This window comes from Mesorhizobium sp. M0016, assembly GCF_040324035.1.
Classification (GTDB): domain Bacteria; phylum Pseudomonadota; class Alphaproteobacteria; order Rhizobiales; family Rhizobiaceae; genus Mesorhizobium.
In genome coordinates, this window is sequence record NZ_JAMYVM010000011.1 from 16,330 (window position 1) to 40,273 (window position 23,944).

Annotated in this window: 19 protein-coding genes; 12 read left to right on the plus strand and 7 right to left on the minus strand. The window is 64.3% G+C overall.

Annotated features, from left to right (window positions below; translation table 11 throughout):
* Positions 1-176 precede the first annotated feature (176 nt).
* Positions 177-449 carry an usg protein gene (locus NKJ88_RS17135; protein WP_023668649.1) on the plus strand — a complete coding sequence of 91 codons (273 nt, stop codon included), beginning with the start codon at positions 177-179 and terminating at the stop codon, positions 447-449.
* A gap of 59 nt (positions 450-508) precedes the next feature.
* Here the strand turns inward: NKJ88_RS17135 and NKJ88_RS17140 are convergent, their stop codons facing one another.
* Positions 509-1,543, minus strand: a complete 1,035-nt coding sequence (locus tag NKJ88_RS17140; protein ID WP_352444796.1) for an aldo/keto reductase — start codon at positions 1,541-1,543, stop codon at positions 509-511.
* 43 nt (positions 1,544-1,586) lie between these two features.
* Positions 1,587-2,768 carry an MFS transporter gene (locus NKJ88_RS17145; RefSeq protein WP_352444798.1) on the minus strand — a complete coding sequence of 394 codons (1,182 nt, stop codon included), beginning with the start codon at positions 2,766-2,768 and terminating at the stop codon, positions 1,587-1,589.
* 127 nt (positions 2,769-2,895) lie between these two features.
* On the opposite strand from NKJ88_RS17145, the gene NKJ88_RS17150 reads away from it, so the two are divergent.
* Complete coding sequence (locus tag NKJ88_RS17150) at positions 2,896-3,804, plus strand: LysR family transcriptional regulator (protein WP_352444800.1); 909 nt, start codon at positions 2,896-2,898, stop codon at positions 3,802-3,804.
* Between the two features lie 51 nt (positions 3,805-3,855).
* Here the strand turns inward: NKJ88_RS17150 and NKJ88_RS17155 are convergent, their stop codons facing one another.
* From NKJ88_RS17155 to NKJ88_RS17165, 3 genes are all read right to left on the minus strand, one after another.
* Complete coding sequence (locus NKJ88_RS17155; RefSeq protein ID WP_352444802.1) at positions 3,856-4,905, minus strand: aldo/keto reductase; 1,050 nt, start codon at positions 4,903-4,905, stop codon at positions 3,856-3,858.
* Positions 4,906-5,059: 154 nt separating this feature from the next.
* Positions 5,060-5,314: a type II toxin-antitoxin system Phd/YefM family antitoxin gene (locus NKJ88_RS17160; RefSeq protein ID WP_023700209.1), complete on the minus strand. Its 255-nt coding sequence runs from the start codon at positions 5,312-5,314 to the stop codon at positions 5,060-5,062.
* 89 nt (positions 5,315-5,403) lie between these two features.
* Positions 5,404-6,066 (minus strand): YggS family pyridoxal phosphate-dependent enzyme, encoded by a 663-nt coding sequence (locus NKJ88_RS17165; protein WP_352444804.1) that lies wholly within the window; start codon positions 6,064-6,066, stop codon positions 5,404-5,406.
* Positions 6,067-6,213: 147 nt separating this feature from the next.
* Between NKJ88_RS17165 and leuS the strand changes: the two genes are divergently transcribed.
* Complete coding sequence (gene leuS / locus NKJ88_RS17170) at positions 6,214-8,841, plus strand: leucine--tRNA ligase (protein WP_352444806.1); 2,628 nt, start codon at positions 6,214-6,216, stop codon at positions 8,839-8,841.
* Positions 8,828-9,424, plus strand: a complete 597-nt coding sequence (locus NKJ88_RS17175; RefSeq protein ID WP_352444808.1) for an LPS assembly lipoprotein LptE — start codon at positions 8,828-8,830, stop codon at positions 9,422-9,424. The genes leuS and NKJ88_RS17175 overlap by 14 nt, the downstream gene beginning before the upstream one ends.
* An 89-nt stretch (positions 9,425-9,513) precedes the next feature.
* On the opposite strand, the gene fsa is transcribed toward NKJ88_RS17175, so the two are convergent.
* The gene (gene fsa / locus NKJ88_RS17180) at positions 9,514-10,170 is read right to left on the minus strand and encodes a fructose-6-phosphate aldolase (RefSeq protein ID WP_023688874.1); all 657 of its coding nucleotides are present in this window, start codon (positions 10,168-10,170) and stop codon (positions 9,514-9,516) included.
* Positions 10,171-10,260: 90 nt separating this feature from the next.
* Between fsa and NKJ88_RS17185 the strand changes: the two genes are divergently transcribed.
* The 4 genes from NKJ88_RS17185 to NKJ88_RS17200 all read left to right on the plus strand — a co-directional run bounded on the left by NKJ88_RS17185 (position 10,261) and on the right by NKJ88_RS17200 (position 16,601).
* Complete coding sequence (locus NKJ88_RS17185) at positions 10,261-12,444, plus strand: primosomal protein N' (RefSeq protein WP_352444810.1); 2,184 nt, start codon at positions 10,261-10,263, stop codon at positions 12,442-12,444.
* Between the two features lie 226 nt (positions 12,445-12,670).
* On the plus strand, positions 12,671-14,929 hold the full coding sequence (locus NKJ88_RS17190) for a TonB-dependent receptor (protein ID WP_352444812.1): 2,259 nt from the start codon (positions 12,671-12,673) through the stop codon (positions 14,927-14,929).
* Positions 14,930-14,937: 8 nt separating this feature from the next.
* Positions 14,938-15,318, plus strand: a complete 381-nt coding sequence (locus NKJ88_RS17195) for a hypothetical protein (RefSeq protein WP_155923988.1) — start codon at positions 14,938-14,940, stop codon at positions 15,316-15,318.
* Positions 15,315-16,601 (plus strand): RhtX/FptX family siderophore transporter, encoded by a 1,287-nt coding sequence (locus NKJ88_RS17200; protein ID WP_352444813.1) that lies wholly within the window; start codon positions 15,315-15,317, stop codon positions 16,599-16,601. The genes NKJ88_RS17195 and NKJ88_RS17200 overlap by 4 nt, the downstream gene beginning before the upstream one ends.
* Before the next feature lie 11 nt (positions 16,602-16,612).
* Here the strand turns inward: NKJ88_RS17200 and NKJ88_RS17205 are convergent, their stop codons facing one another.
* Positions 16,613-17,779, minus strand: coding sequence for an MFS transporter (locus NKJ88_RS17205; RefSeq protein WP_352444815.1), 1,167 nt, complete (start codon positions 17,777-17,779; stop codon positions 16,613-16,615).
* 118 nt (positions 17,780-17,897) lie between these two features.
* On the opposite strand from NKJ88_RS17205, the gene NKJ88_RS17210 reads away from it, so the two are divergent.
* From NKJ88_RS17210 to NKJ88_RS17225, 4 genes are read left to right on the plus strand one after another with little or no spacing between them, the layout of a single operon-like run.
* Positions 17,898-19,685: an IucA/IucC family protein gene (locus tag NKJ88_RS17210; RefSeq protein ID WP_352444817.1), complete on the plus strand. Its 1,788-nt coding sequence runs from the start codon at positions 17,898-17,900 to the stop codon at positions 19,683-19,685.
* A complete protein-coding gene (locus NKJ88_RS17215; RefSeq protein ID WP_352444819.1) occupies positions 19,682-20,746 on the plus strand; it encodes a GNAT family N-acetyltransferase in 1,065 nt (354 codons plus the stop codon). The genes NKJ88_RS17210 and NKJ88_RS17215 overlap by 4 nt, the downstream gene beginning before the upstream one ends.
* A complete protein-coding gene (locus NKJ88_RS17220; RefSeq protein ID WP_352444821.1) occupies positions 20,743-22,563 on the plus strand; it encodes an IucA/IucC family protein in 1,821 nt (606 codons plus the stop codon). The genes NKJ88_RS17215 and NKJ88_RS17220 overlap by 4 nt, the downstream gene beginning before the upstream one ends.
* A complete protein-coding gene (locus NKJ88_RS17225; protein ID WP_352444822.1) occupies positions 22,560-23,894 on the plus strand; it encodes a lysine N(6)-hydroxylase/L-ornithine N(5)-oxygenase family protein in 1,335 nt (444 codons plus the stop codon). Before NKJ88_RS17220 ends, NKJ88_RS17225 begins: the two co-directional genes overlap by 4 nt.
* Positions 23,895-23,944: the final 50 nt, after the last annotated feature.

Genomic DNA, 23,944 nt, shown 5'->3' on the forward strand with positions numbered 1-23,944 from the left:
GCGGGATGCCGCAGCTCCCGTTTCGGTTGTATCAGCACTCGGCAGCGGTCGCTGCTAACTGCATGTTTTCGTGCATAAAACCCGACTGGGATCAGGAAAATCATAGACAGTTAAGGAACGGCGCGCACAATTCGGTGTTGGGAGGAATGGAGAATCAACTAGGCCAAGGGGCTGTCATGCGCGATCATTCCGAAATGGACCTGATGCTCAAGGGGTATGGCCTGACCACGGCCAAGATTCTGTACCATTTTCCCGACCACCCGCATCTGCTGCAGAGCTTCATCTGGCAGGATTACGATCTGGCGCCGAAGTTTCCGGTGCTGATCAAGTTCATCGAGTTCTGGAAGGCCAGGCTCGACGGGCCGCTGCATTCGATCAGCTACACGCACCAGAAGCTGATCGCGCCGAACGAATGGCGGAAGGTGGATGGGGAGTTCGTGCTGCACTGAGCGGCAGTATAGCTGATCTCCCCCGCGAGGGGGGAGATTGGCAGCTTCAACGTCGGCGATCACACCGCAGGCGGGTTCAGCCGGGCGAAACCTTCCTGGCGGTGATAGGGGAAGTACGGGTAGGGCGCGGTCACTTCGCTTGCCTTGTCGAGCTTTTTGACCTGCTCCGGCGTCAACGCCCAGCCGACGGCGCCGAGGTTCTGGCGCAGCTGTTCCTCGTTGCGGGCGCCGATGATGACCGAGGACACGGTCGGGCGCTGCAAGAGCCAGTTGATGGCGATCTGCGGCACGGTCTTGCCGGTCTCTTCAGCCATTGCATCAAGCGCATCCATGACCCGGTAGAGATGTTCGTCCGCGACCGGCGGGCCGAAATCGGCGGTGTCGTGCAGCCGGCTCTTTTCCGGCAGGGGCTGGCCGCGGCGGATCTTGCCGGTCAGGCGGCCCCAGCCGAGCGGGCTCCACACCAGCGCGCCGATGCCCTGGTCGATACCGAGCGGCATCAGCTCCCATTCATAGTCGCGACCGACCAGCGAGTAGTAGACCTGATGCGCGGCGTAGCGCGGATAAGCATGCTTGTCAGCTTCCGCCAGCGATTTCATCACCTGCCAGCCGGAGAAGTTGGAGACGCCGACATAGCGCAGCTTGCCGGCGCGCACGAGGTCGTCCAGCGTCGACAACACCTCCTCGATCGGCGTGCCGGCATCGAAGGCGTGCAGCTGCAACAGGTCGATGTAATCGGTGCCCATGCGCTTCAGGGCGGCGTCGACGGCTTTGATCAGCCGCGAGCGCGACGAGCCGTAGTCGGCCGGTCTGTCGCCCATCGGCAGCGAAGTCTTGGTCGAGATCAGCACCGCGTCGCGGCGGCCTTTGATGGCTTCGCCAAGCACTTCCTCGGAGGCGCCGTTCGAATAGACATCGGCGGTGTCGAACAGATTGACGCCGGCCTCGAGGCAGATGTCGATCAGCCGCCGCGCTTCCTTGGCATCGCTGTTGCCCCAGGCCCCGAACAGCGGCCCGGAGCCGCCGAAAGTGCCGGCGCCGAAAGAGAGTGCGGGCACTTTCAGGCCCGATGCGCCGAGACGTCGATAATCCATTTTATGCTCCTTGATGATGTCGAAGAAGGATTGCGCGTGATGCTCATGACTGGGCGCAGACCGGCACCCCGATTGTGGGGGCGCGATCGAGGCGCAGCGCCAGGGCAGCGACGCCAAGAGCCGCGACCGGCAGCAAAGCGGCGATCCAGGTTAGTGAGCCGAGGCCGAGGTCATGGGCAATCACCGCGCCGCCAAGCCAAGCGCCGGCGGCATTGCCGAGGTTGAAGGCGGCGATGTTGAAGGACGAGGCGAGGCTCTGGCCCGCGCCTTGCGCCTTTTCCAGCACCCACATCTGCAGCGGCGCCACGGTGGCGAAGGCGGCGGCACCAAGCAGGCCGACATAGGTGACGGCCAGGATTTGGCTGTGGACGGCGAAGGTCATTGTGGCCAGCACCAACGCCAGCACCACGAGGCTGCCGAGCACCGCCGGCACCAACCAGCGGTCGGCGACCTTGCCGCCAAGCAGATTGCCGGCGATAAGACCGCCGCCGAAGACGAGCAGGATCGGCGACACGGCGGCTTCCCCAAAACCGGTGATCTCGGTGAGCAGCGGGGCGATGTAGGTGAAGACGACGAAGACGCCGGCATAGCCGAGCACGGTGGTGGCGAGGCCGAGCAGCACCGGCGTGCGGCGCAGCACGGCGAGGTCGGCGCGCAGATTGGTCTTCTCGGGCGCTTCCTTGCTACGCGGCACCAGAAGCAGGATGACGGCAAAGGCTGCCAAGCCGACCAGGGTTACGGCCCAGAAGGTGGCGCGCCAGCCGAAGGTCTGGCCGAGCCAAGTGCCGAAGGGCACGCCGAGGATGTTGGCGATAGTCAGGCCGGTGAACATCAGCGCGATCGCCGAGGCCTTCTTGTTGGGCGCGACCAGGCCGGTGGCGACCACCGAGCCGACGCCAAAGAAAGTGCCATGGGCAAAGGCGGTGATGATGCGGGCGCCCATCAGCGTCCAGTAGTCGGGGGCGATCGCACAGGCGAGGTTGCCGAGCGTGAAGATCGCCATAAGGGCCAGAAGGACGGTCTTGCGGGGCCAGTTGCCGGTAGCGATGGTCAAAAGCGGCGCGCCGATGACGACGCCCAACGCGTAGCCCGAAATCAACTGGCCGGCGGCCGAGATCGAGACTCCGAGATCTTTGCTGACATCGATCAGCAGCCCCATGATGACGAATTCGGTGACACCGATGCCGAAGGCGCCGGCAGCGAGGGCGTAGAGAGCAAGAGGCATGGCGGTTTCCAGTTCGAACTCGAACGAGCGCGCTGTCCAGACCCGCGCCCCGACCGCAGAGATCGTGTTGCCATGCCTTGTGAACCAGACTTGCCTTGGGCATATTTCCTGTGAAATAGATTCACAAATGGCCAGACCCGATATCAACCGTTCCGGCGAGATCGAAGTGTTCGTCCGCGTCGTCGAGGCGAGCAGCTTCTCGGCTGCGGCTCGTTCGCTGCGTATGACACCGTCGGCGGTGAGCAAGCTGATCGCGCGACTGGAGGCAAGGCTCGGCGCGCGGCTGGTCACCCGCTCGACGCGCAAGCTGCAGCTGACGCCGGAAGGGACGGCGTTCTATGACAGCGGGGTGCGCATCCTGGCCGATATGGCAGCGGCCGAGCGCGAGGCGGCCGTGGGTGCCGCGCCGCGCGGACGGCTGCGCGTCAACTCCTATGTGCCCTTCGGGGTGCATCGGCTGATCCCGCTGCTGCCTGATTTGCTCGAACGCTATCCCGAGATTTCGGTCGATCTGGTGCTGACCGACAGCGTCATCGATTTGATGGCTGAGCGTGCCGACGTCGCCATCCGCGCCGGGCCGCTCGGCGAATCGCGGCTGGTGGCGCGCAAGCTCGGGCAAAGCCGGATGACGGTCGTTGCCGCACCGTCCTATCTCAAGACACATGGCACGCCGATGATGCCGGCCGATCTCGACCGGCATAATCGCATGGCTTTCGGCTTTGTCCGGCATGTCGATGGCTGGTCGTTTGTCGATGCAACCGGGAACGCCCTCATGGTGCCGATCACCGGAAACACGCTGGTCGGCGATGGCGAGTCGATGCGGTTGATGGCGGTCGGCGGCGCCGGCATCGCCCGGCTGGCACACTGGCATGTGGCCGATGACATCGCGGCGGGGCGGCTGACGGCGCTGCTGGAGGATTTCAATTCGGGCGACGAGGAGCCTACCCACGCCGTCTATGTCGGCCAGGGCCGGCATTTGCCCGCACGGGTGCGGGCGTTTCTCGACTTTCTGGTCGAGAGCGTGCGGATGAGCTGAAAAGACGTTGGGGAGCCAGATGACCCCCCAAGCATCAGGCGACAGCGATGACTATTTCTTCGGGGTGAACGGCGCCGGGCGGCGACCGGCGCCCTGACGCTCCAGCATCCAGCCGGGATATTCGGCCGGCAGCGCACTGACCTCATCCAGTCTGGCGAGATCGTCGGCGTCGAGCTTCAGCTCAGTGGCGGCAAGGTTCTGCTCGAGCTGCTCCATGCGGCTGGCGCCGATGATGACGCTCATGACGAAAGGTTTGGCCAGGACATAACCGAGCGCGACCGTAGCGACGCTGACATCGTGCTTTTTGGCGATGTCGCGCATGACGGCGACGGCTGCCCAGGCGCGGTCCTCATTGACCGGCGGGAAGTTGAAGGCGGCGCGGCGGCCCTCGCCATTGCCGGGCGCGCCGGGACCGTATTTGCCCGACAGCAGGCCGCCGGCCATCGGCGACCACACCATCAAGCCGAGCTTCTCCTCGTTGATGAGCGGCACGATCTCACGCTCGAGGTCGCGGCCGGCGATCGAGTAATAGGACTGGATGGTCTCGAAGCGGGAAAATCCCTTGCGCTCGGCAACGCCCAGCGCCTTGGCGATGCGCCAGGCCGCCCAGTTGGAGACGCCGACATAGCGGACCTTACCGCTGGCAACGAGATCGTCGAGCGCCCGCAGCGTCTCGTCGACTGGCGTCACGGTGTCGGTGCCGTGCAGCTGGTAGAGATCGATATGGTCTAGCTGCAGCCGCTCCAGGCTGCCCTCGACCGAATCCATGATGTGGCCGCGCGAAGAGCCGCGCTCGTTCGGGCCCTGGCCCATGGCGCCATGCACCTTGGTGGCGATGATGACGTCCGAGCGCTTGACGCCGAGATCCCTGAGCGACTGGCCGAGCAGGCGCTCGGACTGGCCGAAGGAGTAGACGTCGGCGGTGTCGAAGAAATTGACGCCGGCGGCGATCGAACGGCCAACGATGTCGTTGACGCCCTTCTGGTCGAGGCTGGCGATCAGACCCCATTGGGCATTCTCGCCGGCGGCGCCGAAGGTCATTGTGCCGAGGCAGAGTTCGGAGACGAACATCCCCGTATTTCCGAGTTGATTGTAGCGCATGGTGGCAGCTCCAGAAGATTTGGTGATTACGCAAAGCAAATAGGAACGGTACGTTTCGTTTCCAGTGGTGGCGTAATCGACCGGATGCATCTGGCCCCATAGAACTCGTCAACCGTGGCGAGATGCGCGAGGCGATGTTTGTGTCGAAAATCTATCAGAATTCCACGGGTCGGATCATCGTCTCTGAGCGGCGGTTGACCTCCTCGACGAAATCGTCGTCCCATGCGGGACCGGAGAGGAGATATTCCGCAAGCGAAGGCTTTGCGCCGATCAGTTGGTCATAGTCATCAGGAGACAACACGACGGCAGCTGGCTTTCCGCGCAAGGTGATGGTTTGCGGCCCTTCTTCGCGCGCCTGTCGCACAAGCTTCGAAAGATTGTTTCGTGCGTCCCTGAGGTGCCAGTCCAAGAAGAATAGTCCTCGCTAACTCGGCCGGATGTGCTCGATACATTAGCTCGAAAAATCGGGGATCGACAGGTGTCTCGCGAAGCCGACGACTACCGGCTCCCAAAAATCGCCGAGCCGACCCGGACGCTGGTGGCGCCGAAGGCGATCGCGGTCTCGTAGTCGCCGGACATGCCCATCGACAGTTTGGCGACGCCGGCCTCCTTGCCGAGCTTTTCCAGCAGGGCGAAATGCGGGCCGGGATTCTCGTCCGCCGGCGGGATGCACATCAGGCCTTCGATGGCGAGGCCGTGGACATCGCGGCAGCGGGCAACGAAGGCAACGGCGTCGCGCGGCTCGATGCCGGCCTTTTGCGGCTCCGAGCCGGTATTGACCTGGACATAGAGTTTTGGTGCACGGCCTTGCCTAGCGATCTCCTTGGCGAGTTCGGCGGCGATCTTCTCGCGGTCGACGGTCTCGATGACGTCGGCGAGCGCGACGGCTTCCTTCGCCTTGTTCGACTGCAGCGGGCCGATCAGATGCAGCTCGATGTCGGGGAATTCAGTTTTCAGCGCCGGCCATTTGCCTTGCGCCTCCTGCACCCGGTTTTCGCCAAAGGCGCGCTGGCCGGCCTCGATGACCGGGCGGATGGCGTCGGCCTCAAAAGTCTTCGACACAGCAACCAGCGTCACGGAGCCGGCGTCGCGGCCGGCCTCGCGCTCGGCGGCAGCGATCCTCGTCCTGACGGCGAAAAACTGTTCGACGGCGCTCGCCATGCCTATATCCTGCCTGTCTTTCTAGCCCTCGCCGGCTCACCGCAGTTGACGGGTCCGGCAATCCATGGTGAACACCGCCACGACATTTACCTTGGCCACCGGGCCTTGTCCGGCGGTCTGCGCCTGCTTTTAAGTGAAAATCATCCGATGGCAACCGAACGATACAATCCGCGCGCGTCAGAGCCCAAATGGCAGAAGGCCTGGGCCGAAAAGAAGCTGTTCGAAGCGCATAACGACGATCCGAAGCCGAAATACTACGTGCTGGAGATGTTCCCCTATCCCTCCGGGAAGATCCATATCGGCCACACCCGCAACTACACGATGGGCGACGTGGTGGCGCGCTACAAGCGGGCCAAGGGTTTTAACGTGCTGCACCCTATGGGCTGGGACGCTTTCGGCATGCCGGCCGAAAATGCGGCGATGCAGAACAAGGTCCATCCCAAGGAATGGACCTACGCCAACATCGCCGCCATGCGCGAGCAGCTCAAGATGATGGGCCTGTCGCTGGACTGGTCGCGCGAGTTCGCCACCTGCGACGTCGACTATTACCACCGCCAGCAGATGCTGTTCCTCGATTTCGTCGAGAAGGGGCTGGTGACGCGCAAATCCTCCAAGGTCAACTGGGACCCGGAGGACATGACGGTGCTCGCCAACGAGCAGGTCATCGACGGGCGCGGCTGGCGCTCGGGCGCGCTGGTCGAACAGCGCGAGCTGACGCAGTGGTTCTTCAAGATCACCGACTACGCGCAGGACCTGCTGGACTCGCTGGACGGGCTTGGCGAATGGCCGGAAAAGGTCAAGCTGATGCAGCAGAACTGGATCGGCCGCTCGGAAGGGCTGCTGATCCGTTGGCCGCTGGCCGCTCCGATCGGCGATGCGAACGAACTGGAAGTCTACACGACCAGGCCCGACACCATTTTCGGCGCCTCTTTCATGGCGGTCGCCGCCGACCATCCGCTGGCCAGGAAGGCCGCCGAGACCAATGTCGAGCTGGCCAAGTTCATCGACGAAATCAGGCATATGGGCACGTCGGTGGCCGCACTGGAGACTGCCGAGAAGAAAGGCTTCGACACCGGCATCCGCGTCGTCCATCCGTTCGACGACTCATGGAAACTGCCGGTTTATGTCGCCAATTTCGTTTTGATGGAATACGGCACCGGCGCCATTTTCGGCTGCCCGTCGGGCGACCAGCGCGACCTCGACTTCGCCAACAAATACGGCCTGCCGGTCATTCCGGTTGTGATGCCGGAAGATGGTGACGCAAAGACCTTCCAGGTCACGGAAGAGGCCTATGTCGACGATGGCGTGATGATCAATTCGCGCTTTCTCGACGGCATGAAGCCGGAGCAGGCGTTCGACGAGGTCGCGAAACTGCTGGAGCAGAAGACCATCGGCGGCCGGCCGATGGCGGAGCGCAAGGTGAACTTCCGCCTGCGCGACTGGGGTATTTCGCGGCAACGTTATTGGGGTTGTCCGATCCCGATGATCCATTGCGAGGATTGCGGTGTGGTGCCGGTGCCGAAGGCCGACCTGCCGGTCAAGCTGCCCGACGACATCGAGTTCGACCGTCCCGGCAATCCGCTCGACCGTCATCCGACTTGGCGGCATGTCACATGCCCGCAATGCGGCAAGGATGCGCGGCGCGAGACCGACACGATGGACACGTTCGTCGATTCGTCCTGGTATTTCGCCCGCTTCACCGCGCCCTGGGCCAATGAGCCGACCGAGCCGAAGGCTGCCGATGACTGGCTGGCCGTCGACCAGTATATTGGCGGCATCGAGCACGCGATCCTGCATCTGCTCTATTCGCGCTTCTTCACCCGCGCCATGCGCGCGACCGGTCATCTCGACCTCGCCGAGCCGTTCAAGGGCCTGTTTACGCAAGGCATGGTGGTGCATGAGACCTACCGCGTCGGCGGTGCGTCGAACAATGGCCGCTGGCTGTCGCCGGCTGAGGTCAGGATCGAGGATGCCGGCGGCACGCGCCGCGCCATCGAGATCGCCACCGGCGAAGAGGCAGCGATCGGCTCGCTCGAAAAGATGTCGAAGTCGAAGAAGAACACGGTGAGCCCGGAAGACATCACCGATGGCTACGGCGCCGACACTGCGCGCTGGTTCATGCTGTCGGATTCGCCGCCCGAGCGCGACGTCGAATGGACCGACGACGGCGCGGCCGGCGCGCACCGCTTCATCCAGCGCATCTGGCGCCTGGTGTCGATCGCCGCCGAGACGCTCGACGGCGTCAAGCCGCAGGCGGCGAAGGAGGGCGAGGCGGGCGCCGTTTCCAAGGCCGCGAACAAGATCCTGAAGGCCATCGGCGAGGATATCGAGAAGCTCGGCTTCAACCGCGCCATCGCCCGCATCTACGAACTGGCCAATGCCTTGACCACGCCGCTCAACGACATCGCCGAGGGCAAGGCCGATGCGGCGCTCAAAGGCGCCTGCCGCGAGGCGGTGGAGATCCTGGTGCATGTGGTCGCGCCGGTCATGCCGCATCTGGCCGAAGAGTGCTGGCACACGCTGGGCGGCACTGATCTGGTCGCCGAACGGCCTTGGCCGGTCTACGATCCGGCGCTGGTCGTCGACAACGAGGTTGTGCTGCCGGTCCAGGTCAACGGCAAGATGCGCGGCTATTTGACAATTGCCCGCGACGCGGACCAAGGTGCGATCGAAAAAGCGGTTCTGGCTCTCGACTTCGTGCAGAAAGCGCTGGAAGGTAAGGCGCCCCGCAAGGTGATCATCGTGCCGCAGAGGATCGTCAATGTCGTTGCCTGATTTCAAAAAGACGGGGCTTGACTTCGGAAAGACGACGCTATTGCTGCGCCGCGCAGCGCTGTACGGCATGGTCGCCTCGGTGGCGCTGGTTTCGGCCTGCACGGTGAGGCCGCTCTATTCCAGCGCGCCGCTGAGCGCCGGTTCCACGGTCAGCGCTTCGGCGGAACTGGCGTCGATCGCGGTCAAGCCGGTCAAGACACGCTACGCCCAGCAGGTCCGCAACAATCTGATCTTTGCCTTTGGCCAAGGCGCCGGCGAGCCGCCGGCGCCAGTCTACATGCTCGATCTCGGCGTCACCGAACTGGTCGAATCGGCCGCGGTGGTGCAGATCCAGACCGACGAAGACGAGCCGACGGCAGGCACGGTGACGCTGACCGCAAACTATGTGCTGACCGATGCCAGGACCGGCGTGGTGATCGCAACCGGCAAACGGTCGATCCCATCATCCTTCGACAAGCCGACGCAGGAGTTCGCCTCCTACCGGGCACAGCTCGACGCCGAGAACCGCGCCGCGCGTGAACTGGCTGAAATGGTGAGCCTGTCGGTCGCCCAGGACTTGGTCAGGCACGGCAAGAAGGCCTGAGCATTCCCTGGCGCTGCCAACTAGACTTTTAGCAGTCCGCAACAAAAAGGCCGGTTTCCCGGCCTTTTTTCGTTTGTATCGAACCGATCTCAGCCGATCTTCTGGCCGGTCTTGGCCCAGTCGGCAGCGAACTGATCCAGGCCCTTGTCGGTCAACGGGTGCTTGACCAGCGCCTTCAGCGTCGCGGCCGGCGCGGTAACGACATCGGCGCCGATCAGGGCTGCCTGCTTGACGTGGTTCACGGTGCGAACCGAAGCGACGAGGATCTCGGTGTCGAAATCGTAATTGTCGTAGATCTGCCGGATCTCCTGGATCAGTTCCATGCCGTCCGCGCCGGTATCGTCGACGCGGCCGACGAAGGGCGAGATGAACGAGGCGCCGGCCTTGGCCGCCAGCAGCGCCTGGTTGGCCGAGAAGCACAGCGTTACATTGACCATGCGGTTCATCTCGGTGCGGATCGTCTTGCAGGCGCGCAGGCCGTCGAGCGTCAGCGGCACCTTGATGCAGACATTGTCGGCGATCTTGGCCAGGATGTTGGCCTCGGCCATCATGTCCTTGTATTCGACCGCAACGACCTCGGCCGAAACCGGGCCCTTGACGATGTCGCAGATCTGCTTGGTGACCTCGGCGATCTTGCCGCCGGATTTCAGGATCAGCGAGGGATTGGTGGTCACGCCGTCGAGCAGCCCCAGGTCGTTCAGTTCCTTGATGTCCTTGATGTCAGCGGTGTCGACAAAAAATTTCATGGGGGTCTCCTGAAAGATTTCCATGTGCATGCCATGCACATTCGGGGTTGCCCTTTGATCTAGACCAAAGTCGGGGCAAGGTCACGCCCGATGATCGAAGATTCGCCCTTTGTCGCAGCCGCGCCGGTGCTGGTGCCGATGCCCGCCGAACGGCCCTACACCTACGCTGTGCCCGCCGGCATGCGCGTGGTGCCGGGCTCGATCGTGCGCGTGCCGCTCGGTCCGCGCCAGGTTGCCGGCATCGTCTGGGATGGTGCGGTCGAGAATATCGACGCCAAAAAGCTGCGCCCGATCGAACAGGTCTTCGACTGCCCGCCGATCGACCGCGGCATGCGCCGCTTTGTCGACTGGCTGGCGCAGTACACGCTGTCGCCGCCCGGCGTGGTGGCGCGCATGCTGTTGCGCGCACCGGAGGCGTTCGATCCCGAACCATGGATAGAGGGCCTGCAGCGGACCCTCGTCATGCCCGACCGGATGACGGATGCCAGGACGCGCGTGCTGGAGACGGCGGAAGGGGGGCTTGCCTGGACGCGATCCGGCCTGGCGCACGCGGCGGGCGTGTCGTCGACGGTGGTCGAGGGGCTCAAGGCGCAAGGCGTGTTCGAGACGGTGATGATCCCGCCTCGACCGGTGGTCGCCGCGCCCGATCCTTCCTACGCCATGCCGGAGCTGATGCCGGACCAGGCAGACGCGGCCGCCATGCTGCGCGCCAATGTCACGGCCGCTGCTTTCAACGTCACGCTGCTCGACGGCGTCACCGGTTCAGGCAAGACGGAAGTTTATTTCGAGGCGGTGGCGGCAGCCCTCGACCAGGGCAAGCAGGTGTTGATCCTTTTGCCGGAGATCGCGCTGACGCATGCCTTCCTCGAACGCTTTCAGCAGCGCTTCGGCGCCAAGCCGGCGGAATGGCATTCCGACCTGCCGCCCCGAATGCGCGAAAAGGTCTGGCGACAGGTGGCGGAAGGCGGCGTGCGCGTCGTCGCCGGCGCACGCTCGGCGCTGTTCCTGCCGTTCCGCGAGCTCGGGCTGATCGTCGTCGACGAGGAGCACGACCCTGCCTACAAGCAGGAGGACCGTGTCTTCTACAATGCCCGCGACATGGCGGTGGTGCGCGGCCATATCAGCGGCTTCCCGGTGGTGCTGGCGTCGGCGACGCCATCGGTCGAAAGCCGGGTCAATGCGCAGCAGGGCCGCTACAGCAGGGCGGTGCTGTCGGCGCGCTTTGCCGAAGCCGCGCTTCCCGATCTCAAGACGATCGACATGCGGCGCGCGCCGCCGGCCCGCGGCGGCTTTCTGTCGCCGCTGCTGATCGACCAGATGCAACGTACGCTGGAGAAGAAGGAGCAGTCGCTGCTGTTCCTCAACCGGCGCGGCTATGCGCCGCTGACGCTGTGCCGTGTCTGCGGCCACCGCTTCGGCTGCCCGGTCTGTTCGGCCTGGCTGGTTGAGCACCGCTTTCGCGGCCAACTCGTCTGCCATCATTGCGGGCACAATGAGAAGCGGCCGGAGGCTTGTCCGGAATGCGGCACGCTCGACCATCTGGTCGCCTGCGGGCCTGGCGTCGAGCGGATAGCTGAAGAAGTCGTGGCGCATTTCCCCGACGCGCGCACGATCGTCCTGTCGTCCGATTTGATGGGTGGAGTGCGACGGCTGCGTCTGGAGCTTGAGGCCATTGCCAATGGCGAGGCCGACATCGTCATAGGCACGCAGCTGGTCGCCAAGGGCCATAACTTTCCCAGCATGACGCTGGTCGGTGTCGTCGATGCCGATCTCGGCCTCGCCAATGGCGATCCGCGCGCCGCCGAACGGACCTTCCAATTGCTCAGCCAGGTGACTGGACGCGCCGGCCGCACCGGCAAGAAGAGCCTCGGCCTGCTGCAGACTTTCCAGCCGGACCATCCGGTGATGCGGGCGATCGTCTCGGGCGATGCCGAGGCCTTTTACGAACGCGAGATCACTGAGCGCGAACGGGCAGCCCTGCCGCCCTTCGGCAGGCTTGCCGGCGTCATCGTCAGTGCGGTGACGCGGGCCGAGGCCGAAGGCCACGCGCGCGGCCTGCGCCGTGCAGCACCCCAGGCCAGCGACCTGTTCGTGCTCGGCCCGGCCGAGGCGCCGCTGTCGCTGCTTGGTGGGCGCCATCGTTTCCGCTTGCTGATCCAGGGTGAAAAGCGCGCCGACATCCAAGGCTTCATCCGCACCATGCTGGCCGAAGGGCCGAAGCAGCGCGGCTCGGTTCGCGTGCAGGTCGACATCGATCCGCAGAGCTTCTTGTAAGCACAAAGGCTGACGACGCCGCCGGCTGCCCTATGCCGTTTTGTCAAGAAAGCTCAACATCTTAGCGCTCGCTAAAATACGTTCTGCTCATATGCACAGCCCCGTCCGTTGCGGAACAATCCTGATCAAAGAACTCATAAAATAAATGTTGACTCCTTTTGTCATGAATTATAACTGGGCACCTTTCCGCTCTGGCACTGGGGACCAGGGCATGGATGGGGGCAGCATGCGCAGATTTTACAGTTCACTTCTTTGGTCATCGGCTTTGGGTTGGTCGATCCTGGCAGGCGCGGCATTTGCCCAGGAAGCCGCCCCGACAGGCAAGCAGGAAGCCACGGTGCTCGACCAGATCCTGGTCACCGGCCGCAATGAAAGGTCCATTTCCAGCGTTGCCCAGTCTGTCCAGGTCGTGGAACGGCAACAGGTCGAGGAAGCCGCGCAGGAAAATATCGACGCCGCGACCCTGATCAGCCGCATCGTCCCCGGCTACGCGCCACGCAACCAGACCGTTTCCGGCGCTTCGGAAACCTTCCGCGGGCGCAGCGTTCTCATCATGGTCGACGGTGTGCCGCGCAACACACCGCTGCGGGACGTCTCACGCATCCTGTCGATGATCGACCTGAATTCGGTCGAGCGCATCGAAGTCATCAATGGCGCGTCCAGCCTTTATGGCGCCGGCGCCACCGGCGGCACGATCAACTTCATCACCAAGCGCGGCGACAGCGACAAGCCGAAGGTGACGGTGCGCACCGGCGTCACCGCCTTCACCGAAAACCCCGGCAAGTCGGCCGGGCCAAGCACCAGTGTCTCGGTCGAGGGCAAGAAAGGCGATTTCGACTATTTCTTCTCGGCGTCCGGTGATCTGTCGCGCCGCACCTATGACGGCCACGGCAACGAGATGGCTTCCGACGCCATGCTTGGGCAAGGCGGCGGCGACCGCACCGGCACGGGCAATCTCTTCGGCGTGGCCGGCTACCAGTTCGATTCCAGGCGCTTCGAGGCCAGCGTCGACTGGACCTATGCCAACCAGAAGCCGGACTGGTTCACCGATTACACGACCAATCCCGTCTCCCCGGATTTCGGCGATCCCTATGAAGGCAAGCCGCTGAAGGAAGGTTCGAAATATCTGACCGCCAAATACACCGACAGCGACTTCGCGCTCGGAAACCTCGAGGTCAAGGCGTTCTACAACGACATCTTCAAGCAGTCGCCCTTTACCAAATTCTCGGCCGTCAACAGCCAGGTGTATTTACCGACGAACCCGACGCGGCCGGTGATCCTGCCGCCGGGTACGGACCCGACCGCCGACTTCAACCAGACGGCGCTGCAATCGCGGCGCAGCGGCGTCAACCTGACCGTCAACACGCCGATGGACTTTATCACTCAGGGCAGCACACTGACCTGGGGCGCCGACTACGTTTTCGATGCCACCGATCAGCAGCTGACCAACGGCCAGGACGCCATCTCGCCCACGACCCAGAACTCGGTTGCCTTGTTTGCGCAGGGTGAAATTTCGGTGACGGATCGCTTTCGCATCAGCGGCGGCGCGCGCTACGACCAGTTTTATCTCAACGTTGAAGACTTCACCCGGCCTGCCGCTGCCGTTCTGCTAGGCCGGAACATTATCGGCCTGCCGGCGATCCAGGTGACCGGCGGCTCGTTCGACTACGACGCCGTCACCTTCAACGCCGGCGCCGTCTACGATCTGACCGAAAGGATGCAGCTTTTCGGCAATTTCTCGCAAGGCTACAGCCTGACCGACATTGGCGGCTTCACCCGCCGGGCCGGGTTGAACTCCAACGCCGAAACCTGCGACGCCTATGGCACCGCCATCCGGCCGCTGCTGCCATGCACCAACGCGCCGGATTACGCGATCAGCTATGCCGATATCGCGCCTGAACCCCAGCTGGTGAACACCTGGGAAGCCGGTCTGCGCGGCGATTGGGGCGACTATCGCGGCGGCGTCAGCACCTATCTGTCGACCTCGGACAACGGCGTCAGCTACGACATCTTCAACAACCGGTTATCGCAGCAGAAGGAACGTATCTGGGGCGTCGAAGCCAATCTCGAGGCAGACCTCAGCGGCATGTTCACGCTGGGCGGATCGGTCGGCTATATCGAAGGCAAATACGATGCGGATCACGACGGCCACATCGAAGCTAACGAATATCTGCCCAACAACCGTATCCCCTCGACCTACAAGGGCCTGGTCTATCTCACCACCCGTTTCGAGAACGAGCTGACCCTGCGCAGCGAGTTGGAGCTGTTTTCCGGGCGCGACCGCATCGCCACCCAGGAACTGGACGGTGCAGCACTGGTCAATCTTGCAGTCTCGAAGACGTTCGCCAATGAGAGTGTGCTGAACCTTGCCGTGCGCAATGTGTTCGACACCTATTACATCAACCCCTCCGCATCGGCGACGCGCGGCGCCGACGTTCCCGGTCTGGGGCGTTCCGTCGCTCTGTCGTACCAGATCACCTTCTGAGGGCGGCAATGGCGGTGTCTCTCCAACGAAACGGTGCATTGGTTTCGCTGCTGGCAGAAGCGCCCGCCGATCCGGCGGATGGCGGGGCCTATATCGAGGCGCTCGGCTGCCTTTCACAGGAGAGGGAGCCGTTCGTGCTGTTGGTCGATATCCGCATCGAGATCGCGCTGAGCGACGCCCAGCGCAAGGCGCAAAACCTCTGGTACAAGGCGGAACGCGAGCAGCTCGAAAAAGCCTGCCGCGCCTGTGCGCTGGTGCGCCCCGCCGCCGACGAGAACATGCAGCGCGTCTGGCAAAGCCTGTTCGGCTTTCCAGTGCTCGTCACCCGCAGCCGGGCGGAGGCCGGCGCCTTCCTGAACGGTTACGCACCGAAGGACTATGTCAAATGAGCGGCGACGCAGACCGGCCGGCGCCCGCCGGGCTTTCGCGCCTGCGGCTTTTCGTCGTTCTCGCCTGCCTTTATCTGGCGCAGGCCATCCCGAGCTATCTGTTTGCCGCGGCGATCCCGCCGATCCTGCGCGAGCAGGGCGTGTCGCGCACCGCCATTGGCTTGATGGCGCTGCTGATGCTGCCGCTGGTGCTGAAATTCCTATGGGCGCCGCTGGTCGACCGCTTTCGGCCAATGGCCCGCGCCCATCGCGCCGGCTGGGTCATCATCACCCAGATCGGCGTCATCGCCGGCATCGCCGCCATGCTTTGGATCGAGCCGACCGGTGTCGCCGGTATCTTTGCCGTCGGCCTTGTCGTGAGCCTGTTGATGTCGACCCAGGACATCGCCACCGACGGCTACGCGGCCAAATATCTCGACCCGAAGGACAGGCCGATCGGCAATGCGATCCAGGGCGGCGCCGTCGCGCTCGGCGTCGTTCTCGGCGGCACGCTCGGCCTGTTGGCTTATCATCATGCCGGCTGGCAAACCATGGTGGCCATGGTGGCCGCGCTGTCCATCATCCCGCTGGTCGCCGCCTTCGCCATGCGCGAGACCGATCCCGTCGCCAGCGCGCCGCAGGCGGCCATCGACCGCCCCTCGATCCTGCGCTTTCTGCGCCGGCCGGAGGCACGCCAGATCCTGTGGATCGCGCTCATCTACCGCGCCAGCGAGGGGCTGGTGAAGTCGATGGAAGGCTCCTATCTCGTCGATGCCGGCGTGCCGCTCGATATCATCGGTTATCTCTCGGGCGGTGCCGCGCTCACCGTCGGGCTCGGCGGCTCGGCGCTGGCGGCGTGGCTGCTGCACAAAAAGGGGGCCGCCTCGGTGCTCGGCCTGCTCGGCGCGCTGCGAACCATCTGCTTCCTGATCTTCGCGCTGCACGCTTTCGGCGCTATCGCCGGCTTCTGGCCGATCTTCGGCGCCTCGTTCCTGCAGACGCTGGTGCGCTACATGGAGATCGTGGCGCTCTACAGCCTGTTCATGTCCGTCACGTCGTCGGACCAACCCGGCACCGATTTCACCATCCTGTCCTGCGCCCAGCTTATCGTCTATCTCGTCGGCTCCATGCTGGCCGGCCGCCTCGCCGACATGCTCGGCTACTTCGCGCTGTTCACCCTGGCGACAGTGCTGTCGGGCATCGCCGTGGTGGCGACCTATCGCATGCTGAATGCCCATTTCGCCGATGCCGCAAAAGCCCAGCCGGGTACTCCGATGCAGCCGCTGCCGGAGGTCGCCGAATGAGCGCGGTTTGGCTAGTGCTTGCGAACCATGGCAGCGAGACAGGCAGCGGCCAGCGCCAACGCCGCGCAGTCGGCCAGCGGCGCAAAGGGCCAGAGCGTGAAGGCAAAGCCGCCGGCCAATGCGCCGATGCTCTGGCCGAGCACATGGGTGCTGGTGAGCCAGCCGGCCGCCGCGCCCTGCTCGCCGGGCTCCAGGCGCTTCATCAGCCAGGCGGTGTAGCCGGGTGTCGCCAGGGCAATGCCGGCCGCCGCCACCACCAGAGACGCTGCCGAGGCAACATGGCTGGCCGTGACGGCCAGCGCCGTCATGCCGACGCAAACCATGAGACAGCCGACGACGACGCTGTTGCGCTCCGCCAGCCGCAGGCGCGCCATGAGCAGTCCCTGGACCAGAACCATGACGATGGCGACCAGCATCAGGGCCAGGCCGGTCACCGTCGTGGCCTGCGTCGCACCAAGGCCAAAACGCTGCTGGGCCATCGGGCCGAGCATCATCTGCACCTGTCCGAAGCCGAGCGTCAGGCACAAGCCCATCGCCAGGCAAGGCAGAGCGCGGCGATCGAAGGGCGATATTCCACGGCCGACGTCGGCTGCCTTGCCGTCGCTCCGTCCGCCGGCTTCCCCTTTGCCCGGCGCGAGCCACAGCAACAGCGGGCTGAACAGGAACAGGATGGGCGGCAGCAGCGGCGACAACACGGCGGCCGTCGCCGGCAGCGCACCGGCCAGCCGCCCCATGCTGACGCCGGCGCCAAGCAGTCCCAGCGCGGCCTGTCGCCTGTCATCGGCAACCGAGCGGCTGGCCCAGACCTGCGCCGTCGGCATGACGCCCGATGCGGCGAAACCGTAAACGGTTCGCGAAAGCACCAACAAAGCGAGGCCGAGCGCGGCTCCCGTCCCGGCTATCAGCAGCACGGCGAACACCGCCTGGCCGGCCAGCATGGCGAGGCCAAGCAGGCGCAGCAGCCTGGCGTGGCCGAGCCGCTCGCCCATGCGGCCCCACAGCGGCGAGCCGACGAGGAAGGCCGCCGCGCCGACAGCGGTTGCCGCGCCGACGGCAAATGTGTCGAGCCTCAGCCGCTCCATAACCAGGGGAACGAGCGACACAAAGGCCGACTGGCCGAAGCCGATCGCGGAGACCGCGATTGCCAGGCGGCGCAGAAGCGAAGATTTATTTTTCAATATACCCGTCACAACAGAAGCTTATTTCTGATTTTCATCATATAATCAATATAAATATTGAGATATAAAAGTAGAACCTTATAGATTTGATAAATCTCAAAGTTATACGAGGATGGACATGGAACAAATAAGGTCAGAAACTTCCTCTGCATTAAGCCCCTTCCTCAACGCGCTGCTGCGGGAATGGCATGGATGGGAATTCGTCGACGCCAGGCAAACCGGGCTGTTTCGGCCGCAGGCAGCCGTGCTGCGTCTGAATTTCCCTGCCTCGCGCGCGGCGGTGCTCGTCGAGGCGCGGCATCGCTCGAAGGTTGGTTACCACGATTTAGCGATGCCGCTCTGGCGCCTCGATATTAGTAACGAGGGGGCCGATGGCGAAGCGACCGAGATCGACCTTTTCAGCCTTTTGGCGCTGATCCTGGCGGATCCCGACATTGCCGGCCGGGCGACAGCGAAAAGCCGACTGACCTTCCTGCGCCGCAGCCTGGCCAGCATCGCCGCAATCGCTGACGCGACTGCGGCGCGTGGATCGTCGCGGCCCTTCTCCGAAGGCGATCCTGATTTCATCGATGCCGAAAGCGCCCTGCGTTTCGGCCACGCGGTGCACCCGGCGCCGATGAGTCGCGAAGAGTTCACGCACACGGATTCCGCGCGCTTCGGGCATGAATACTGCAATGCGTTCAAACTGCGCTGGTGGGCCGTCGACCCGACCATCCTCACTGGAGGCAGCGTCGAGCCGCTAGATGTCACCGAGATGGTCCGCGGGCTTGCCGCCAGCGATCCGCAGCTGCTTGCTCGGGCTGGCAAGCAACAGGGCAAGGTTCTCGTTCCGATGCATCCGTGGCAGGCCGTACGGCTCATGCTGGAAGACCGCGTCGAGCGCCTGTTTCGCGCCGGTCGTATCGTCGATGTTGGGCTCGGCGGACCAGCGTGGCGGGCCACGACCTCGCTGCGCACGGTTCATTCGTCTGAAGCCGAGTGGATGCTGAAATTCTCGCTCAGCCTGCGCCTGACCAATTCCAGGCGCATCGTCGAGGAGCATGAGTGCCGGCGCGGCCTTTCGGTGCACCGGCTGGTCAAGGGCAAGCTCGGCTATGCCTTGCAGCGGCGCTGCCCGACCATGACGGTGCTGGGTGAGCCCGCCTGGTTCGGCCTGCGTGACGAAGACGGCCGGCTGATGACGGATACCATCGTCTCGTTTCGCGAAAATCCGTTTCGCGGCACGGGCAATCCGCCGGCTGCCGTTCTCGGCGCGCTTTGCGAGCGCCATCCCGGCCGTACCGAAAGCCATCTGTCCGACCTGGTCCACCGTATCGCCCGCGACGAGAAGCGACCTGTCGAGGAAACGGCGCGTTTGTGGTTCGAGCGTTTCCTTCATGCCGCCATCGAGCCGTTTATCGTTGCCTTCTCGGAATTCGGCCTGCTGTTCGGCGCCCATCAGCAGAACCTCGTCGTCGGCCTCGCCGGCGGCTGGCCGAATGCGCTCTATTTTCGCGACTGCCAGGGCACCGGTTATGTCGAGGAATTCCTGCCCAGGCTGCGCGAATTCGTGCCCGAGGCTGGTCAGGCGGGCGATCATGTCTTCCCAGCGGAAGCGGCCGCGAAGCTGTTCGGCTACTATCTGGTCGTCAATGGCGCTTTCGCCGCCGTCGCAGCCCTTGCGGCCGCTGGCCTCACCAACGAAGACGATCTGCTGGCGATATTCCGCCGCTCGCTCGAGCGGCTGGCCGCCACGCCGATGGCTGACCGGTCCTGCGTCGACTATTTGCTCAACGCGCCGACGCTTGCTGCCAAAGGCAATTTCCTGATCGCGCTGCGCGACATCAATGAGAACACCGAAGTGACCGACCCGCTGGCAGGTTACGTCGAGCTTCCGAACCCCCTGCATGTGAGAGAATACGCATGAACATCGAGGCTGCGAAAAACTGGTCACCCGCCACCGTCGCCGGCAACGAAGGATGGCAGCATCTGGCCTCGGCCGCGGAGCCGCTCGCCATCCGTGCCGGCGATGGCCATGTCAGCCTGGTTAACGCTGAGGGAACAGCGGTGGGACAGGCCCGCATCTCCGACGCGGATGGCCGCCTGCTCATCGACGATGTCGCGTTCATTGGCGGCCGTCTCGACCAACCGCAAATCCTGGCAGGTCTCGTCGACGCCGCGCTGCGCCTGCATCCTTCCTTCGACTGCGCCTTCCTGCCGGCGGCCAAGACGCTGTGGCCAGTTTCGGCGCTGGCCACCGAGACGGTTCCGGGTGAACCGGAACGCGCCGTCATCCATCGCTCGGTCCTGCGCCAGCTGCCGCTGCTGTGGCGCAGCCAGGCCTCGCATGTCACCTATCCGGCATTGACGACCGCTATCGGCCCGGAAGACCGGCTGCCGCCATTGCGCCAACCGCGCCCCTGCGGCCCGATGTACGAACGCTGGATTCCGGAGATCGGTCTCACCGTGTCGCTGCGCCCGATCGACCGCCGGACCGATCTCGACCTCTTCCATCGCTGGATGAACGATGGCCGTGTCGCCTTCTTCTGGGAACTTGCCCAGAGCCATGAAGAGCTCGACAAATATCTCGCCGAGCAGGAAAGCGATCCGCATATTTTCGGCGTCATCGCCAGCTTCGACGGCGAGCCGACCGGCTATTTCGAGTTCTACTGGGCCAAGGAGGACCGGCTCGGGCCTTATTACGAGCCGCTCGACTGGGATCGCGGCTGGCATGGGCTGATCGGCAATATGCGCCATCTCGGCCGGCCGAAGACGCTGTCACTGTTCCGCTCCGTCACCCACTATCTGTTCCTCGACGAGCCGCGCACGCAGCGCGTCGTCGGCGAGCCACGCGCCGCGCACCAGAAGATGCTGAGCTATTGCGCCGGCGCCGCCTACGACAAAGTCAAGGAGTTCGACTTCCCGCACAAGCGCGCGGCGCTGGTCTGCTGCGAACGCGAGCGCTTCTTCCGCGAGGTGCCGCTGTGACGGTGCAGCAACCGATTGCCAAAGCGGGGGAGGCGACACGCTGGGCCGCGATCAACCGCGACGCCGTCGCCAAGGCCATTTCCGAACTGACCTTCGAGGAGTGCCTGTCGCCGCGCGAGCTTTCGCCCGGCCGATGGGAGCTGACGCCCGGCCCCGGCGTGACCTATCGCTTTGCCGCGACGCGGCGCCTGTGGGGCCAGATCGCCGTCCGTCCGGAGACGCTGACTCGCGACGCCGGCATCGAGCTGCCGGTCGACGATGCGGTCGCCTTCTTCGCCGACGCGCGCGAGACGCTCGGCATGTCGCCGGCAACATTCTGCACCTATGCGAAGGAGCTTTACAACACGCTGATGGCCGACATGCGGATCGCCAAGGCACGCGGCAATCGACCGGCCGCCGATCTAGCCGCGCTGCCGGATACCGAGTTGCAGGCATTGCTCGACGGCCATCCGAAGGCACCTGCCAACAAGGGACGGCTTGGCTGGGGACGGGACGACTTCGAGCGCTACGCGCCAGAATCGGCCACCGCATTCCAGCTCTTCTGGCTTGCCGCCGCCAGCGATCGCTGCCTGCTGGCGCTTGACTGCGGGCTCGACGAAGAGGCGCTGCTGCAGGCCGCACTCGGCGACTACGAGCGCGCAAGGCTCGAAGCGGCTTTCAGCGCCGCCGGGATCTCGCGATCGACGCATAGGCTGCTGCCGGTCCACCCCTGGCAGTGGCAGGCGATGATCGCCTCGCAATATGGTAGCGAGATCGCCGCCGGCCGGCTGGTGCCGCTTGGCCAGTTCGGCGATCCGTTCCTGCCCTTGCAGTCGCTGCGCACGCTTGCCAATGTGGCACGGCCCGAGGCGCTGCACGTCAAGCTGCCGCTGACCGTCCTCAACACCTCAGCGTGGCGCGGCGTGCCGGGCAAATACATGGCGATCGGCGCCGATCTGTCGCGCTGGCTGGCCACGGTGGCGGCCGCGGACCCGGTGCTCAAGGACGTCAAGGTCTTGCAGGAAGTCGCCGGCGCCTTCTATCCGCATCCGCACTATACCGGCGTTGAAGGCGCGCCCTATCAGTTTTGCGAGATGCTGGGCGCCATATGGCGCGAAAGCCCCGAAAAGGATCTGACAGCGGGCCAGCGGCCGATGATGATGGGCGCCCTGCCGCAGCGCGACGCCCATGGCAGGCCGATCGCCAGCGCCCTCATCGAGCAATCCAGCCTTGGTCCGGAGGCATGGCTGGACCGCCTGTTCTCCACGGTGTTCGTGCCGCTCTACCACTTCATGTGCCGTTACGGCGTCGGCTTCATCGCCCATGGCCAGAACGTCACCATCATCCTCGACGGAGCGGCGCCTCTCGGCGTGGCGGTCAAGGATTTCCAGGGCGACCTCGATCTCGTCGACCAGCCGTTTCCCGAACTGGCCGGCCTCGACCCCAAAATCCTGTCGACGCTGAAGCGCCGGCCCCCGGCACATCTTCTCCAGCATCTGCAAACGGGACACATCGTCAGCGTTCTGCGTTTCCTGTCCGAGGCGCTGGCCGCCTATGACCGCTTCGACGAGAGGACTTTCTACGCCATCCTGGCCGGCGCCATCCGGCGCTACCAGGCGCAGAACCCGGATCTGTCGGAACGGTTCGCGCTCTTCGATCTGTTTGCTCCGAAGATCCCACGCATCGCCATCAACAAGGTGCGCTTCGCCATCGGCTACGGCGACAGCGGCGAACGCCCTCTGCCCGACCTTGGCACACCGCTCGACAATCCGCTTAACCCCGAGTCAGCCCGGCGATCTCCCATCAGCCCAGCCAGCTCCATAAGGAGTTCGCCATGACCCATACGCTTGACCTCGCAGGCATCGGCATCGGGCCGTTCAATCTCAGCCTCGCCGCCCATCTCGATGCGGTGGACGGCGTCGAAGCGCGCTTCTTCGATCGGGCGACGCGGCTCGAATGGCATCCGGGCATGATGCTGCCGGGCGTCGAACTGCAGACATCCTTCCTCAAGGATCTCGTCACCGCGACGCATCCGACCAGCCCATGGTCGTTCATGTCCTATCTGGTCGCGCAGAAGCGGTTCTATGAATTCCTCAACGCGGATTTCTCAGCCATCCCGCGGCCGGAATTCGCCCGCTATCTCGGATGGGTCGGCGAGAACTTGTCTTCGCTGCGCTTCGCCAGCGCCGTCGACCGGATCGACTTCGACGGAACGAATTTCAGGCTGCGTATCGGCCGCGAGCAGGTGAACGCGCGCAATCTCGCCATTGCCGTCGGGCTGGTGCCCAACATCCCCGCTTGGGCGCGGGCGGCGGCCTCCGATCAATGCTTCCACAACGCCCAGGCCGCCAACCGCCTCGATCGCCTGAGCGGACAGCGTGTCGCCGTGATCGGCGGTGGCCAGAGCGGCGCCGAAGTGCTTCTGCATCTGATCTCCTCCGACCGCTTCGCCGGCCGCGAAATCGAGTGGATCTCGATGCGGCCGAATTTCCTGCCACTGGACGACTCGCCTTTCACCGACGAACTCTTCACGCCGGGCTATGTCGAAAGCTTCCATCGGCTGCCGCAAGGGCGGCGTGAGACGATCCTGGAACAGCAACTGCTTGCCGGTGACGGCGCATCGACGAGCACACTGAAGGCGATCTATCGCCAGCTTTACACGCTGCGGCACCTCTCGGAGGAAACGACGGCGGTCAACATGACGCCGCACCGCGAAGTGCTGAACGTGACGCGGGAAGGCAGCGAATACCGGCTGATCATGCGCAACGGCTTCGAGGGCGCCATCGAGACGCGCACCGTCGATGCGGTGGTTCTGGCCACCGGCTATGCCTTTGCCATTCCTGATTGCATGGCGCCGCTCATGAACAGGATCGCGCTGGACGAGCGCGGTCATTACAGGCTCAACGCCAGCTTCGAGGTCGAATGGGACGGGCCCGACGACCGCCGGATCTACGCGCTCAATGCCGGCCGGCGCAGCCATGGCATAGCCGAGCCGCAGCTCAGCCTGATGGCTTGGCGCAGCGCCAAGATCGTCAATTCGCTGCTCGGGCGGGCACAGTTCGATCTCGATCTGCCCGATCCGCCGGTTGCCTGGAGTTCAAGGCACACGACACAAAGCCTGCATCATCTCGGCGCCAATGCGAGGATGACCGAATCGGGCGCGCGGTGATGTTTGTGGAGGCGGGCCGAAGAGCGTGGTACGGCGCGCGTTAAGGTTGA

Excerpts from the sequence above, each read along its gene's own strand:
- NKJ88_RS17135 (WP_023668649.1), top strand. The coding sequence starts at position 177 with ATGCGCGATCATTCCGAAATGGACCTGATGCTCAAGGGGTATGGCCTG.
- NKJ88_RS17140 (WP_352444796.1), bottom strand. The coding sequence starts at position 1,543 with ATGGATTATCGACGTCTCGGCGCATCGGGCCTGAAAGTGCCCGCACTC.
- NKJ88_RS17145 (WP_352444798.1), bottom strand. The coding sequence starts at position 2,768 with ATGCCTCTTGCTCTCTACGCCCTCGCTGCCGGCGCCTTCGGCATCGGT.
- NKJ88_RS17150 (WP_352444800.1), top strand. The coding sequence starts at position 2,896 with ATGGCCAGACCCGATATCAACCGTTCCGGCGAGATCGAAGTGTTCGTC.
- NKJ88_RS17155 (WP_352444802.1), bottom strand. The coding sequence starts at position 4,905 with ATGCGCTACAATCAACTCGGAAATACGGGGATGTTCGTCTCCGAACTC.
- NKJ88_RS17165 (WP_352444804.1), bottom strand. The coding sequence starts at position 6,066 with ATGGCGAGCGCCGTCGAACAGTTTTTCGCCGTCAGGACGAGGATCGCT.
- leuS (WP_352444806.1), top strand. The coding sequence starts at position 6,214 with ATGGCAACCGAACGATACAATCCGCGCGCGTCAGAGCCCAAATGGCAG.
- NKJ88_RS17175 (WP_352444808.1), top strand. The coding sequence starts at position 8,828 with ATGTCGTTGCCTGATTTCAAAAAGACGGGGCTTGACTTCGGAAAGACG.
- fsa (WP_023688874.1), bottom strand. The coding sequence starts at position 10,170 with ATGAAATTTTTTGTCGACACCGCTGACATCAAGGACATCAAGGAACTG.
- NKJ88_RS17185 (WP_352444810.1), top strand. The coding sequence starts at position 10,261 with ATGATCGAAGATTCGCCCTTTGTCGCAGCCGCGCCGGTGCTGGTGCCG.
- NKJ88_RS17190 (WP_352444812.1), top strand. The coding sequence starts at position 12,671 with ATGCGCAGATTTTACAGTTCACTTCTTTGGTCATCGGCTTTGGGTTGG.
- NKJ88_RS17195 (WP_155923988.1), top strand. The coding sequence starts at position 14,938 with ATGGCGGTGTCTCTCCAACGAAACGGTGCATTGGTTTCGCTGCTGGCA.
- NKJ88_RS17200 (WP_352444813.1), top strand. The coding sequence starts at position 15,315 with ATGAGCGGCGACGCAGACCGGCCGGCGCCCGCCGGGCTTTCGCGCCTG.
- NKJ88_RS17210 (WP_352444817.1), top strand. The coding sequence starts at position 17,898 with ATGGAACAAATAAGGTCAGAAACTTCCTCTGCATTAAGCCCCTTCCTC.
- NKJ88_RS17215 (WP_352444819.1), top strand. The coding sequence starts at position 19,682 with ATGAACATCGAGGCTGCGAAAAACTGGTCACCCGCCACCGTCGCCGGC.
- NKJ88_RS17225 (WP_352444822.1), top strand. The coding sequence starts at position 22,560 with ATGACCCATACGCTTGACCTCGCAGGCATCGGCATCGGGCCGTTCAAT.